Annotated in this window: 11 protein-coding genes and 1 pseudogene; 5 read left to right on the top strand and 7 right to left on the bottom strand. The window is 70.7% G+C overall.

Features of this window, described 5'->3' with window-relative positions; all coding sequences use genetic code 11:
- Positions 1 to 24: 24 nt before the first annotated feature.
- Both ACRAWB_RS00955 and ACRAWB_RS00950 read left to right on the top strand, forming a co-directional pair.
- Positions 25 to 663, top strand: a complete 639-nt coding sequence (locus tag ACRAWB_RS00955; RefSeq protein WP_431352685.1) for a Maf family protein — start codon at positions 25 to 27, stop codon at positions 661 to 663.
- Between the two features lie 94 nt (positions 664 to 757).
- The gene (locus tag ACRAWB_RS00950) at positions 758 to 2,521 is read left to right on the top strand and encodes an acetyl/propionyl/methylcrotonyl-CoA carboxylase subunit alpha (protein WP_431351649.1); all 1,764 of its coding nucleotides are present in this window, start codon (positions 758 to 760) and stop codon (positions 2,519 to 2,521) included.
- A 211-nt stretch (positions 2,522 to 2,732) separates the two neighbouring features.
- On the opposite strand, the gene ACRAWB_RS00945 is transcribed toward ACRAWB_RS00950, so the two are convergent.
- Entirely contained in the window at positions 2,733 to 4,532 is a 1,800-nt protein-coding gene (locus tag ACRAWB_RS00945) for a cation:proton antiporter (RefSeq protein WP_431351648.1), read from the bottom strand.
- A gap of 16 nt (positions 4,533 to 4,548) precedes the next feature.
- On the bottom strand, positions 4,549 to 5,985 hold the full coding sequence (locus ACRAWB_RS00940) for an NAD(P)H-quinone dehydrogenase (protein ID WP_431351647.1): 1,437 nt from the start codon (positions 5,983 to 5,985) through the stop codon (positions 4,549 to 4,551).
- 85 nt (positions 5,986 to 6,070) lie between these two features.
- On the opposite strand from ACRAWB_RS00940, the gene ACRAWB_RS00935 reads away from it, so the two are divergent.
- On the top strand, positions 6,071 to 6,904 hold the full coding sequence (locus tag ACRAWB_RS00935) for a purine-nucleoside phosphorylase (protein WP_431351646.1): 834 nt from the start codon (positions 6,071 to 6,073) through the stop codon (positions 6,902 to 6,904).
- Positions 6,901 to 8,608: pseudogene (locus ACRAWB_RS00930) on the top strand (phospho-sugar mutase). The gene ACRAWB_RS00935 and the pseudogene ACRAWB_RS00930 overlap by 4 nt, the downstream one beginning before the upstream one ends.
- Positions 8,609 to 8,620: 12 nt before the next feature.
- Here the strand turns inward: ACRAWB_RS00930 and ACRAWB_RS00925 are convergent.
- Complete coding sequence (locus ACRAWB_RS00925; protein ID WP_431351645.1) at positions 8,621 to 9,808, bottom strand: MFS transporter; 1,188 nt, start codon at positions 9,806 to 9,808, stop codon at positions 8,621 to 8,623.
- 52 nt (positions 9,809 to 9,860) lie between these two features.
- Between ACRAWB_RS00925 and ACRAWB_RS00920 the strand changes: the two genes are divergently transcribed.
- Complete coding sequence (locus tag ACRAWB_RS00920) at positions 9,861 to 10,163, top strand: ArsR/SmtB family transcription factor (protein ID WP_431352684.1); 303 nt, start codon at positions 9,861 to 9,863, stop codon at positions 10,161 to 10,163.
- On the opposite strand, the gene ACRAWB_RS00915 is transcribed toward ACRAWB_RS00920, so the two are convergent.
- From ACRAWB_RS00915 to ACRAWB_RS00900, 4 genes are read right to left on the bottom strand one after another with little or no spacing between them, the layout of a single operon-like run.
- A complete protein-coding gene (locus ACRAWB_RS00915) occupies positions 10,160 to 10,432 on the bottom strand; it encodes a PTS sugar transporter subunit IIB (RefSeq protein ID WP_431351644.1) in 273 nt (90 codons plus the stop codon). The two genes, ACRAWB_RS00920 and ACRAWB_RS00915, sit on opposite strands and share 4 nt — an antisense overlap.
- On the bottom strand, positions 10,429 to 10,890 hold the full coding sequence (locus tag ACRAWB_RS00910) for a PTS sugar transporter subunit IIA (RefSeq protein WP_431351643.1): 462 nt from the start codon (positions 10,888 to 10,890) through the stop codon (positions 10,429 to 10,431). The genes ACRAWB_RS00915 and ACRAWB_RS00910 overlap by 4 nt, the downstream gene beginning before the upstream one ends.
- Before the next feature lie 24 nt (positions 10,891 to 10,914).
- Positions 10,915 to 12,033 (bottom strand): adenosine deaminase, encoded by a 1,119-nt coding sequence (locus tag ACRAWB_RS00905; protein ID WP_431351642.1) that lies wholly within the window; start codon positions 12,031 to 12,033, stop codon positions 10,915 to 10,917.
- A 10-nt stretch (positions 12,034 to 12,043) separates the two neighbouring features.
- A complete protein-coding gene (locus ACRAWB_RS00900; protein ID WP_431351641.1) occupies positions 12,044 to 13,351 on the bottom strand; it encodes a thymidine phosphorylase in 1,308 nt (435 codons plus the stop codon).
- Between the last annotated feature and the right edge of the window lie 8 nt (positions 13,352 to 13,359).

Genomic DNA, 13,359 nt, shown 5'->3' with positions numbered 1-13,359 from the left:
CCTTCGAGCATTCCATAGGTGACCATGCGCCTCTACCTCGCCTCCACCTCGCCGGCCCGTCTCGCGCTGCTGCGCGCCGCGGGAATCGAGCCGGTGGTCGTGCCCTCGCACGTCGACGAGCCGGCCGCCGTCGCCGCGGCCGAGGCCGAGCACGGACCGCTGAGTGCGGACGCGATGGTGCAGCTCCTGGCGCGCCTGAAGGCGGAGGCCGTGCGCGGCACCCTCGACGGCGAGCCCCTGGACGGCCTCATCTTCGGAGGCGACTCCGCGTTCGCCATCGACGGCGCCATTCACGGCAAGCCGCATCTGCCCGAGGTCGCGCGTGAACGCTGGCTTCAGCAGCGCGGCCGGACCGGCGTTCTCCACTCCGGACATTGGCTCATCGACCACCGCAACGGCCGCGAGAACGCCGCCGCCGGAGCCGTCGCCACCGCCGCCGTCACGTTCGCCGATGTGAGCGACGTCGAGATCGACGCCTACGTGGCCAGCGGCGAGCCGCTGGAAGTCGCCGGAGCGTTCACCATCGACAGTCTGGGCGGACCCTTCATCACCCGGGTGGAGGGCGACCCGAGCACCGTCGTCGGGCTCTCGCTCTCGACGCTGCGCGAGCTGGTGCGCGAGCTCGGCGTCGAGTGGACGTCACTATGGAATCGGAGCCGCTGACGCGGCTCGTTGTAGGCTCCTGGAGTCTTTGGCATCCCATTTTTGTGGGGATCGACCAAATGTCGTTCGATATCGAGCAATAGGCTAGGGAACTGTGCCACGTATCACCAAGGTTTTGATCGCCAACCGCGGCGAGATCGCCGTCCGTGTCATCCGTGCGGCGAAGGACAGCGGTATCGCGTCCGTCGCGGTGTACGCGGACCAGGATCGCGACGCCGTCCACGTCCGCCTTGCCGACGAGGCGTACGCCCTCGACGGGACCACCAGCGCCGACACCTACCTGGTGATCGACAAGCTGCTGTCGGTCGCCCGCCGCTCGGGCGCCGACGCGGTCCACCCCGGCTATGGCTTCCTCGCCGAGAACGCGGACTTCGCGCGCGCTGTGATCGCGGCCGGCCTCACCTGGATCGGCCCGTCGCCGGAGGCCATCGAGCGCCTGGGCGACAAGGTCTCGGCGCGTCACGTCGCCGAGAAGGTGGGCGCTCCGCTCGCCCCCGGAACCCTGAACCCGGTCGCCGACGCGTCCGAAGTGCTCGACTTCGTCGACGTGTACGGCCTCCCGGTCGCCATCAAGGCGGCCTTCGGCGGCGGCGGCCGCGGCCTCAAGGTCGCCCGCACCCGCGAGGAGGTGCCCGAGCTCTTCGAGTCCGCCACCCGCGAGGCGATCGCGGCATTCGGCCGCGGCGAGTGCTTCGTCGAGAAGTACCTGGACCAGCCGCGCCACGTCGAGACCCAGTGCCTCGCCGACGCGTACGGCAACGTGGTCGTGGTCTCCACTCGCGACTGCTCGCTGCAGCGCCGCCACCAGAAGCTCGTCGAGGAGGCTCCCGCGCCGTTCCTCACCCCGGAGCAGATGGACAAGCTGTACTCGTCGTCCAAGGCCATCCTCAAGGAGGTCGGCTACCAGGGCGCCGGAACGTGTGAGTTCCTGATCGGCAAGGACGGCACCGTCTCGTTCCTCGAGGTGAACACCCGCCTGCAGGTCGAACACCCCGTCTCCGAGGAGGTCACCGGCATCGACCTCGTGCGCGAGCAGTTCCGCCTCGCCGAGGGCGGCGAGCTCGACTACGACGACCCGGCTCCGCGCGGACACTCCTTCGAGTTCCGGATCAACGGCGAGGACGCCGGCCGCAACTTCATCCCCTCCCCTGGCCCGGTGCACGTGTTCAAGGCCCCCGGCGGCCCCGGCGTGCGCGTCGACAGCGGCATCCAGGCGGGCGACGTGATCAGCGGCGCCTTCGATTCGATGCTCGCGAAGCTCATCGTGACGGGCTCCAGCCGCGAGGAGGCCCTGGAGCGCTCCCGCCGCGCCCTGGAGGAGTTCGAAGTCGCCGGCCTTCCGACGGTCCTCCCCTTCCACCGCGCGATCGTGCGCGACCCGGCCTTCGCCCCGCAGGACGGCGAGCCGTTCTCGGTGTACACGCGCTGGATCGAGACCGAGTGGGTCAACGACATCGAGCCGTGGTCGGGCGAGCTGGGCGACCAGGCCGCCGCTGAGCGCCGCAGCAACGTCGTGGTCGAGGTCGAGGGCAAGCGCATCGAGGTGTCGCTCCCCGCGCGCCTGCTCGGCGGGGGTTCCGCCGGCGCAGCCGCCGCCCCGGCCCCGCGCCGGCGAGGTGCCGCGCACAGCGTCGAGACGGCGACCGGCGACTCGGTCACCGCTCCGATGCAGGCCACCGTCGTCAAGGTCGCGGTCGCGGACGGCGACCCGGTCGTCAAGGGCGACCTCGTGCTCGTCCTCGAGGCCATGAAGATGGAGCAGCCGCTCACCGCCCACAAGGACGGAACGATCTCCGGCATCAACGCCACGGTCGGCGAGACGGTATCCTCCGGCCACCTGTTGCTCAACATCGTCTGACGCGCGCGGGCAAACGCCCCGCGCCGTCCGAGGAAGAGGAGTCCCCGAGCCGTCCGGCTCGCGGACTCCTCTTTTGCGCGAGGGTTCGTTCGTTGCAGGTCATGAGTCCATCGTCGCGAGCCGCTACCATCGGCGGGCGGCGACGTCCGAATCTGTGGAGAAGTCGGCGCCCGTCCGACCTGTGGAACAGTTCCGGAAGCGGCGGAAGGGGTTAGCCGGTGGCCTCGGTGGGGTCGCCCTTGAGGTCGATGCTGATCTCGTCGGCGTCGAGGTTGGTGAGGGCTCCGGCCAGCACGTCGGCGCTGAAGGTCCCGTCGTCCCGTGCGTCGAGGAGGGCGTCGCGCTGGGCCCTCAGCCGGGCGAGGCGCGCGGCCTTGTGCTCCGCGAAGGCCTCGGGCGTGCGCTCACGCGTGGTCGGCTGCGGGACGGACTTGCCCGCTTCGTACAGCAGCTCCATGAGACGCCGCCGTTCCTCTTTCTCGGCGACAGGATCGGCCGCAGCGGGCTTCACCAGTTTCAGGACGAGCCCGAGCGTGCCGCCCTGGAGCAGGAGCGACCCGGCCGCGATGAGGAACGCTATGAGGACGAGCACGGACCGTCCGGGGGTGTCCTGCGGGAGCGACTGGGCGGCCGCGACGGTCACCGCGCCGCGCATCCCGGCCCAGACGACGATCGCGCCCTCGCGCCAGCCGAGCGGTGCTCCGGTGAAGTACTCGATGTCCGCAATCAGCCGCCGCACGCGCGTACCGAAACGCGCCAGGTTCTCGGTGGTCGGGACGCCGCGGCGGGCGAGGCGCCGCCGACGCCGCTCGGCCTGCTTCGGGGATACCGTCCGGCCGGGATCGCCCGCGGTGAAGGGCGACAAATCTGCGACCGGTGGCTTGTCCGTGCCCGTAGTGAGCGCCGGCGTCTCGGAGGGCGCGATCCGCTGCGCGATCCCGCGCTGCACCGCCTCCGGATCGGACAGGTGTTCCTGCATCTGCTCCAGCCGCGGCCGCATGCGCTGGCCGCGTCGGTGACGTCGCGCCAGCAGCGCCAGGAGCGGCGCGACGAAGGCCGCCCGCACCACGATCGTCAGGACGAGGGCGATCGCCGCGATGCCGATCGCGGGCGCCACGCCGGAATGGTCCTGCTGCACCTTCTGCAGGATGCCGAACAGTTCGAGGCCCATCGTGAGGAAGATCAGGCCCTCGAGGATGAGCTCCACCGTCCGCCAGTTCTGGGCGTCTGACAGCCGGTGCTCGGGCGAGAGGACCCGCGGCGCCCGGCTGCCGGTCACGAGTCCAGCCACCACGGCCGCAACGAGCCCCGACGCCCCGAGCGCTTCGGCCGGGATGGACGCGAGGAACGGCACGGTGAAGGAGATGACGGTGTTGACCGTCGCATCCTTCACCCTCGCGCGCACGAGCAGGTTGAGCCAGCCGATGAGCCCGCCGAACGCGACCGCGATCACGACCGAATAGATGAATGACAGCGTCACCGCACCGACCGTGAACGTCGCCACCGCAGCGGCCGCGACCGCCGCCCGCAGCAGCACCAGCGCGGTCGCGTCGTTCAGCAGGCTCTCGCCCTCCAGGATCGCGACGACGCGGGGCGAGACGCCGGCGCGCTTCACGATGCCGGTCGCGACGGCATCGGTGGGGCTCACAATCGCGCCGAGCGCGACGCCCCAGCCGAGGCCGAGCCCGGGGATGATCCAGGCGAAGAAGATCCCCAGCACTACCGAGCTGACGATGACGAGGAGGACCGACAGTCCGCCGATCGCGCCGAACTCTCGCCGGAATGTCATCGCCGGCATCGAGACCGACGCCGAGTACAGCAAGGGCGGCAGCACGCCGGCGATCACCCATTCCGGCTTGATCTCCAGCACGGGAACGAACGGCAGCAGGCTCACGAGGATGCCGACCACCACGAGGATGAGCGGCGACGCCACCCCGAACTTCGGCCCGATGGTGGTGGCGGCCGCGATCGTCAGGACAGCGAGGACGCCGATGACGAGCGCGGTCTCCATCCCCCGATGCCTTCCGTCAGAGCACGATGTGCATGGCGCGCGCGGCGTCGGTGATCGATCCCGACAGCGAGGGGTAGACCGTGAACGCGCGGGCCACCTGGTCGACCGTGAGGCGCTGTTCCACGGCGAGCGCGAGCGGGAAGATCAGCTCGGACGCGCGCGGTGCGACGATCACGCCGCCGATGACCGTGCCCGACCCGGTGCGCGCGAACAGCTTCACGAACCCGTCGCGGATGCCGAGCATCTTGGCGCGCGGGTTGGACTTCAGCGGCAGCTTGTAGATGTCGCCCTGCGCGATGCCCTCCTCGATCTGCTTCTGGCTCCAGCCGACCGTCGCGATCTCGGGCTGGGTGAAGATGTTGGAGCTGACGTTGCGCAGCTCGATCGGGTTCACGGCGTCTCCCATCGCGTGGAAGACGGCGGTGCGGCCCTGCATCGAGGCGACGGACGCGAGGGGCAGCGAGTCCGAGCAGTCGCCCGCGGCGTAGATGTTGGGGATGGACGTGCGGGCCACGCGGTTGACCCGGATGTGACCGGACGGCGTCACCTGCACTCCCGCCTCCTCCAGGCCGATCCCGGCGGTGTTCGGCACCGAGCCGACTGCCATGAGGCAGTGCGAGCCCTCGATCGTGCGGCCGTCGGTCAACGTCGCGACCACACCGTCCTCGGTGCGGACGACGGACTCGGCACGCGACTTCGACAGCACCTGCATCCCGTTGCGGCGGAAGACGTTCTCGATCACGGCGGCGGCGTCAGCATCCTCGCCCGGCAGCACCTGATCGCGCGACGAGATGAGCGTGACTTTCGAGCCGAGAGCGTTGTAGGCGGACGCGAACTCGGCCCCCGTCACCCCGGACCCGACGACGATCAGGTGCGACGGCACAGTGTGCAGGTCGTACAGCTGGGTCCAGGTGAGGATGCGCTCCCCATCCGGAACCGCCGACGGCAGGATCCGCGGGGTCGCGCCCACCGCGACCACGATCGTGTCGGCCTCGACGCGATCAAAGTCGGTGCCCGAGTCGCCCTTGCCGGTGGAGACGATCACGGCTCCGGCGCCGTCGAGGCGGCCCTCACCGGTCACGATGCGGACGCCGGAGCGCACGAGCTCGGCCCGCATGTCCTCCGACTGCTGCCGCGCGAGCCCGACCAGCCGCTTGTTGACGGCTGCCAGGTTGACCGCGATCTCGGGGCGCACCGGCTTGCCGGTCTCGCCGCGCGAGAAGAACTGCACGCCGAGGTCGGTCGCCTCGCCGATGGAGTTGGTGGCCTCGGCCGTCGCGATGAGGCTCTTCGAGGGCACCACGTCGGTGATGACGGCCGAGCCGCCCACTCCGGAACGCTCCACGATCGTTACGTCGGCACCCAGCTGGGCGCCCGCGAGCGCCGCCTCGTATCCGCCGGGACCCCCGCCGAGCACGGCGAGCCGCTGCTTGCGCTCGAATTCATACGACATGCGCACCATTCTTCCGTATGGGATGCACCGATGCGCATCCGGGACCGCCGCTGTGGAGAACCGGCGGCTCAGTAGAGTTGGGGGCATGTCGGATTCCTTCACCAACCCCCTCGACGACCCCGCGGCCGACCCGTTCGAGATCGCGCGCGAAGCCGCCTCCCAGCTGGCCGAGAAGACGGGCGTGCAGCGCCACGACATCGCGCTGACCCTGGGCAGCGGCTGGGGCAAGGCCGCCGACCTGATCGGCGAGACCGTCGCGACCGTACCGGCCACCGAGATCGTCGGCTTCAGCAAGCCCGCGCTGGAGGGGCACGTGGGCACCCTGCGCTCGATCCGCCTCGCGAACGGCAAGCACGCCCTGGTCATCGGCGCGCGCACCCACTACTACGAGAACCACGGCGTCCGCAGGGTCGTGCACAGCGTCCGCACCGCGGCCGCGGCCGGAGCGACCACGATGGTCCTCACCAACGGCGCCGGCGGCATCAAGGAGCACTGGAAGCCCGGCACCCCCGTGCTCATCAGCGACCACATCAACCTCACCGCCGACTCCCCGCTGGAGGGCGCGACCTTCATCGACCTGACGGACCTCTACTCGCAGCGGCTCCGCGACCTCGCGCGCACCATCGACCCGTCGCTCGACGAGGGCGTGTACACGCAGTTCCGCGGGCCGCACTACGAGACGCCGGCCGAAGTTCAGATGGCGAAAGCGATCGGCGGACACATCGTCGGCATGTCGACCGCCCTCGAAGCGATCGCGGCGCGTCAGGCCGGGATGGAGATCCTGGGCATGTCGCTCGTCACGAACCTCGCGGCCGGCATCCAGAAGACCCCGCTGAGCCACCAGGAGGTCATCGACGCCGGCCGCGCCGCCGAGCCGGTGATCAGCGCCCTGCTCGCCCAGATCGTGGAGGCGCTGTGAGCGACGCGACGAAGGACACCCCGCAGCTCCTCGCCGACGCCCGCGCATGGCTGGCGCAGGACCCGGATCCGGAGACCCGCGAAGAGCTCGAGACGCTGATCGTCGCCGCCGAGGCCGGCTCCGGTGAGGCCGTCGCCGACCTGCACTCGCGCTTCGACGAACGCCTCGCCTTCGGCACCGCCGGCCTCCGCGGCGCGATCGCCGCGGGCCCGAACCGGATGAACCGCGTCCTGGTCGCCCAGGCCGCCGCCGGCTTCGCCCGCTGGCTGCTGGAGCACGCCGAGGGCGGCACGCCGTCGGTCGTCATCGGCTACGACGGCCGCAAGAACTCCGACGTCTTCGCCCGCGACACCGCCGAGCTGATGGCTGGGGCCGGCGTGCACGCGATCCTGCTCCCCCGCCTCCTGCCGACGCCGGTGCTCGCTTTCGCCGTCCGGCACCTGGACGCGAGCGCGGGCGTCATGGTGACCGCCAGCCACAACCCGCCTAACGACAACGGCTACAAGGTCTACCTGGGCGGCGAGAACCACGGTTCCCAGATCGTGTCCCCGGTGGATGCGGAGATCGCCGCCCACATCCTCGACGTCGCCCAGGGCAGCGTGGCCGACCTCCCGCGCTCCGACCGCTACGAGGTCGCCTCCGACGACGTCGAGCAGGCGTACATCGACGCGACCGTCGCGGTCGCCGCCACCGAGACCCCCGGAACGCGGTGTCCTTCATCTACACGGCCATGCACGGCGTCGGCTGGCGCACCGCGCGCGAGGTGTTCGCCCGCGCCGGCTTCGCCGAGCCGACTCCGGTGACCGCGCAGATCGATCCCGATCCCGCGTTCCCGACGGTCGCCTTCCCGAACCCGGAGGAGCCCGGCGCGATGGACCTGTCCTTCGCCGCGGCACGCGAGGCCGGCGCCGACCTGGTGATCGCGAACGACCCCGACGCGGACCGACTCGCCGTCGCCATCCCGGACCCGTCGAGCGCCGACGGCTACCGCCGTCTCTCCGGCAACGAGGTGGGCGCGCTGCTCGGCTGGCGCGCCGCCGAGCTCGCGACCGCGCGCGCGGACGACCGCGGCGCCATCGGCACGCTGGCCTGCTCGATCGTGTCCTCCCCGCCCTCGCCGCCGTCGCCCGCTCCTACAAGCTGGACTTCGCGGATACCCTGACCGGCTTCAAGTGGGTCTCCCGCGCGCCGGGTCTGATCTACGGCTACGAGGAAGCCCTGGGCTACCTCGTGAACCCGGAGACGGTGCGCGACAAGGACGGCATCTCGGCCGCCGTCGCTTTCCTCGACCTGGCGAACGGCCTGGCCGCCGACGGGATCAGCGTGGCCCAGCAGCTGGACGCGTTCGCCGAGCGCTTCGGCTATTTCGCGAGCGACCAGATCTCGCTGCGGGTCACCGAGCTGTCCCGGATCGGCGAGATCATGGCCGCGCTGCGGACCACCCCGCCGAGCCACCTCGGCGAGGTCAAGGTCGCGCAGATCGACGACCTGAAGGACGGCTTCGGCGGCCTCCCGCCGAGCGACGTGCTCCGCATCCTGCTCGAGGACGGTTCCCGTGTCATGGTGCGCCCCAGCGGCACCGAGCCGAAGCTCAAGATCTACATCGACGCCTCGAGCGACGAGGGAACCCTCGAGGAGCGCCGTGCGACCGCGACCTCGCGTGTGGCCGCCCTGGCCGAGGCGATGCGGTTGCTGACCGCGTAGGACGACCGCGGCTCAGGCCGTCACGGTTCGCGGCGTGCGCGCGAGGTATCCGAGCAGGAACACCGCGAGCGCCGCGACCGTGACGACCGCGCCCGCGAGCGGGACGGCCACCGCTCCACCGGCAGCCAGCGCCAGCGTCCCGATCGGCGGCGCGATGGCGATGCCGACGTACATCGCGGTCGAGTACCACGACAGCGCCAGCGCGGCGCTCCCCGGGTCGACGTGCACCAGCCGGTGCTGCACCGGGATGGCGATCGCGAAGGCGGCGACGCCCCAGACCGCGAACACGACGATAGTGGCGACGAACGACGCCTCCGAGAACGCGAGCACGACGAGCGTCAGCGCCTGGGCGCCGAGCGCGATCAGCGCGACGGGCCGGCTGCCGAACCGGTCCGTCAGCGGTCCGGCGATCGCGTTGCCCGCGATGCCGGCGACGCCGTAGGCCAGCAACAGCACGGCGAGCAGCGTCCCGGATCCGCCGGTGGACGCGTGGGTGACGGCCGCCGAGAAGATGTAGACGATGTTGAACCCGGCGATCATCAGCAGGGTCGTGCCGAGCGGGGCGACGATGCGGAGGTCGGCCAGCGGGGCCAGGCGACGCTTGAGCGTCACCGCGGGCGGCACCGGCACATCGCGGACAGCCAGCGGGATGGCGACCACAAGCACCGCCGCGATGCCGACGATGCACCAGAGCGCGAAGCGCCAGCCGGCCATGCCGCCAAGCGCCGTTCCGAACGGCGATCCGACCGCCGTCGCGAGGGTGAAGCCCGCGCCGACGATCGCGAGCGCCTGCCCGCGCTTCTCGGGACGGGCGAGGGACGCTGCGGCCGCGGTCGCCGTCGGGACGAGGGCTGCTCCCCCGAGGCCGGAGAACGTCCGGCCGGCGATGAAGACCGTGAGATCGGGCGCTAGCGCCGAGACGGCGGTGCCTAGGGCGAAGACCGCGAGCCCCGCGGCCATCAGAGTGGCGCGCGGGACGCGCGGAAGGAGGATGGAGACGGCGGGAGCGGCGACGGCCACGACGAGCGAGTAGCTGGTGATCGACCAGCTGACCTGGGTCGCCGTGGCACCGAGCCCGGCGGCGACGCGCGGCAGCAGGCCGGCGATCACGAACGCGTTCGTGCCGACGACGAAGAGCCCCAGAGCGAGCACCAGCAGGGCCGGGAGGGTCTTGCGGTAGGATTGTTCGACGAACGTCATACCGTTACGGTACGACTATTGTTCGATGATTGTCAAACAATTTCTGGTGAGCATGACCGATTACCCCAGCCCCGACATCCAGGATGTGCAGCTCGTCGACGTGCTGCGCGCCGTCGGCGACCCCATCCGGCTTCAGATCGTGCGGGTCCTGGCCGACGGGCGCCCGCATCCCAAGACCCTCACCGAGTGGGGCGTGGACGTGCAGAAGTCGACCATGGCGCACCACTTCAAGACGCTGCGCGAGGCCGGGGTCACCCGCACGATCGTCAGCGGCCGGACGCACGAGATCCAGCTGCGCCGGGACGAGCTCGACGAGCGGTTCCCCGGCCTCATCGAGGCGTTGCTGCGCGGTTAGCCGAGGGCTTCGTCGAGCTTCTGCTCGAGCTCTTCGAGGTCGAAGTAGTTGTGGACGACGATCACGTCGGCGTTGGTCTTGCCGATCCGGTCCACCAGCTCCGGTGAGGTGAGCACGACCTGCGCATCCGCCGCCGCCTCGTCGATGTGGGCCGCATCGGATGCGGTCACGTCGGCGTCGATCCCCAGCCGGTCGAGCACGCGCTCGGCGTTCACCTTCAGGATGCCGGAGGTGCCGACACCCACGCCGCAGATCGCGACGATCTTCACCGCGGCGCCTCTTCTTCGCTCAGCGTCAGGACGCGCTGCACCTCGGCGACGTCGGTCGCCGCGGCCAGCGCCGGGATCGCCTCGGGGTCGTTGAAGACGTTCGCCAGCTCGGCGACGCTCGTCACGTGCGCCTCGGGCGTGGAAACGGCGAGCCCCAGCACGACCGACACGGGGTCGTTGTGCGGGTGGCCGAAGACCACGGGCTCATCGAGGGTGACGACCGACAGGCCGTCCGCGTTGACGTCGGGCCCGGGTCGCGCGTGCGCGAGCGCGAGGCCCGGCGCGATCACGATGTAGGCGCCGAACTCCTCGATCACCTGGATCATCCGCTGCGCGTAGCCCTGCTCCGTCGCTCCCGAACGGGCCAGCGCTTCACCGGCCAGCACGACCGCCTGGCGCCAGTCGTCAGCGTGCGCGCCGACGGTGATGGCGGAATCAGGCAGCGGTGGCAGTGACATATTTCTACAGTAGCGTCCGCGGGTTCACGAACCCTCGAAACCTGCTGTGATGATCTCAGCCAGTTCCTCACGCTCTTCGAGCGGGAGGAAGGCGCCGGCGGCCGCGTTGAGCTGGAAGATCTCCAGGTCGGTGCGGTCATAGGCGAAGGCGTCGGCGAGGATGCTCAGCTCGCGCGTCAGCGTCGTGCCGCTCATCAGGCGGTTGTCGGTGTTCACCGTGACCCGGAAGCCCAGCTGGTAGAGCAGATCGAACGGGTGATCGAGGATGTCGTCGCCCCATGCCGCGATGGCACCGGTCTGCAGGTTGGAGGTCGGGCTCGTCTCGAGCGCGATCTCGCGGTCCTTCACCCACTGGGACAGGTTGCCGAGCGTCACGTAGGTGTTCTCGTCGTCCTGGCGCTCGATCGTGATGTCCTCCGCGAGGCGCACGCCGTGGCCGAGCCGCAGTGCGCGACCGTCGAGCAGGGCGCTGCGGATGCTGTCGAGGCCGTCCGCCTCGCCCGCGTGCACGGTCGCCGGGAAGAACTCCGCCGCGAGGTAGTCGAACGCGGCGCGAAGGTTCGAGGGCGGGAAACCCGCCTCGGGGCCGGCGATGTCGAAGCCGACGACGCCGCGGTCGCGGTGACGGACGGCGAGCTCGGCGATCTCCAGCCCGCGGTCGTTGTGCCGCATCGCGGTGACCAGCTGGCCGACGCGGATGCGGCCGCCGGCGTTCCGGACATCCTGGATGCCCTGCTCGACGCCCTCCTGCACGGCCTCGACGGTCTCGTCCAGCGACAGCCCGCGGCTCAGGTGCTGCTCCGGCGCCCAGCGGATCTCGCCGTAGACCACACCGTCGTCGCCGAGGTCCTGCACGAACTCGCGCGCGACGCGGCTCAGGCCCTCGCGGGTCTGCATCACGGCGGTGGTGAGATCGAACGTCTTCAGATACTCGACGAGCGAACCCGAGTTCGACTTCTCGGCGAACCAGCGGCCGAGCTCGGTCGCATCCTGCGCCGGAAGCTCCAGGCCGATCTCGGCACCCAGCTCCAGCACCGTCGAGGGGCGGAGGCCGCCGTCGAGGTGGTCGTGCAGGGAGACCTTGGGCAGCGGACGGATCTCGGTGCCGTCGGCCAGCGCGTACTCGTTCCAGGCGTCGCTCATGAGGTCAACCCTAGGCGATCCGGTCGGCGATCAGCGGGCCGCGCTCGAACGGGGTGCCCGTCGGCGCGATCCGGTAGGCGCCGTCCAGCGCCTCGAGCGCGCGCTCGAAGCGGGCCGGCTCGTCGGCGGACAGCGTGAACAGCGGCTGGCCCTTGCGGACAGTGTCGCCCGGCTTCGCGTGCAGGTCGATGCCTGCGGCGTGCTGCACCGGGTCCTGCTTGCGGGCGCGGCCGGCGCCGAGGCGCCAGGCGGCGATACCGAACGGCAGCGCCTGCTGCTCGACGAGGATGCCGTCCTCCTCCGCCACGACGGTGTGCGTGTCCGTCGCGACCGGCAGCGGGGCGTCGGGGTCGCCGCCCTGGGCGCGGATGACCTCGCGCCACTTGTCCATCGCGCGGCCGTCCTTGAGGGCCGCCTCGACATCCTCATCCGGGCGGCCGGCGAGGGTCAGCATCTCGCGCGCCAGGGCGACGGTCAGCTCGACGATGTCGGCCGGTCCCCCACCGGCAAGCACCTCGACCGACTCGCGGACCTCGTTCGCGTTGCCGATCGTGAGACCCAGCGGGACGTTCATGTCGGTCAGCAGCGCGGACGTCGCGACCCCCGCATCCCGACCCAGCTCGACCATGGTGCGGGCGAGCTCGCGGGAGCGCTCGATGTCCTTGAGGAACGCGCCGGAGCCGAACTTCACGTCGAGCACCAGCGCGCTCGTCCCCTCGGCGATCTTCTTCGACATGATCGACGATGCGATCAGCGGAATGGCCTCGACCGTCCCTGTGATGTCGCGCAGCGCGTAGAGCTTGCCGTCCGCCGGCGCCAGCCCCGAGCCGGCGGCGCAGATGACGCCGCCCTCGTTCTGCAGCTGGGCGAACATCTCCGCGTTGCTGAGGCTCGCGCGCCAGCCCGGGATGCTCTCCAGCTTGTCCAGGGTGCCGCCGGTGTGACCGAGGCCGCGGCCGGAGAGCTGCGGGACCGCCACGCCGAAGGTCGCGACCAGCGGCATCAGCGGCAGGGTGATCTTGTCGCCCACGCCGCCGGTGGAGTGCTTGTCGGCGGTCGGCTTGCCGAGCCCCGAGAAGTCCATCCGCTCGCCGGACGCGATCATCGCGAGGGTGAGGTCCTTGATCTCACGCCGGGTCATCCCGTTGAGGAAGATCGCCATGGTCATCGCCGACATCTGCTCGTCGCCGACGTAGCCGCGCGTGTACGCGTCCACCAGCCAGTCGATCTCGGCGGTGCTGAGCTCGCCGCGGTCGCGCTTGGTCCTGATCAGGTCGACGGCGTCGAACGCCTCGACCTCTCCTGCAAGGTCGGTCACGAAGGTGT

The organism is Leifsonia poae (assembly GCF_050632865.1).
Taxonomy (GTDB): Bacteria; Actinomycetota; Actinomycetes; order Actinomycetales; family Microbacteriaceae; genus Leifsonia; species Leifsonia poae_B.
This window is presented reverse-complemented; position numbering and strand designations above follow the sequence as displayed.

What these genes read in the sequence shown, in the direction of transcription:
- ACRAWB_RS00940 (WP_431351647.1), bottom strand. Translation starts at nt 5,985, where the DNA reads ATGTCGTATGAATTCGAGCGCAAGCAGCGGCTCGCCGTGCTCGGCGGG.
- ACRAWB_RS00905 (WP_431351642.1), bottom strand. Translation starts at nt 12,033, where the DNA reads ATGAGCGACGCCTGGAACGAGTACGCGCTGGCCGACGGCACCGAGATC.
- ACRAWB_RS00945 (WP_431351648.1), bottom strand. Translation starts at nt 4,532, where the DNA reads ATGGAGACCGCGCTCGTCATCGGCGTCCTCGCTGTCCTGACGATCGCG.
- ACRAWB_RS00925 (WP_431351645.1), bottom strand. Translation starts at nt 9,808, where the DNA reads ATGACGTTCGTCGAACAATCCTACCGCAAGACCCTCCCGGCCCTGCTG.
- ACRAWB_RS00910 (WP_431351643.1), bottom strand. Translation starts at nt 10,890, where the DNA reads ATGTCACTGCCACCGCTGCCTGATTCCGCCATCACCGTCGGCGCGCAC.
- ACRAWB_RS00920 (WP_431352684.1), top strand. Translation starts at nt 9,861, where the DNA reads ATGACCGATTACCCCAGCCCCGACATCCAGGATGTGCAGCTCGTCGAC.
- ACRAWB_RS00935 (WP_431351646.1), top strand. Translation starts at nt 6,071, where the DNA reads ATGTCGGATTCCTTCACCAACCCCCTCGACGACCCCGCGGCCGACCCG.
- ACRAWB_RS00955 (WP_431352685.1), top strand. Translation starts at nt 25, where the DNA reads ATGCGCCTCTACCTCGCCTCCACCTCGCCGGCCCGTCTCGCGCTGCTG.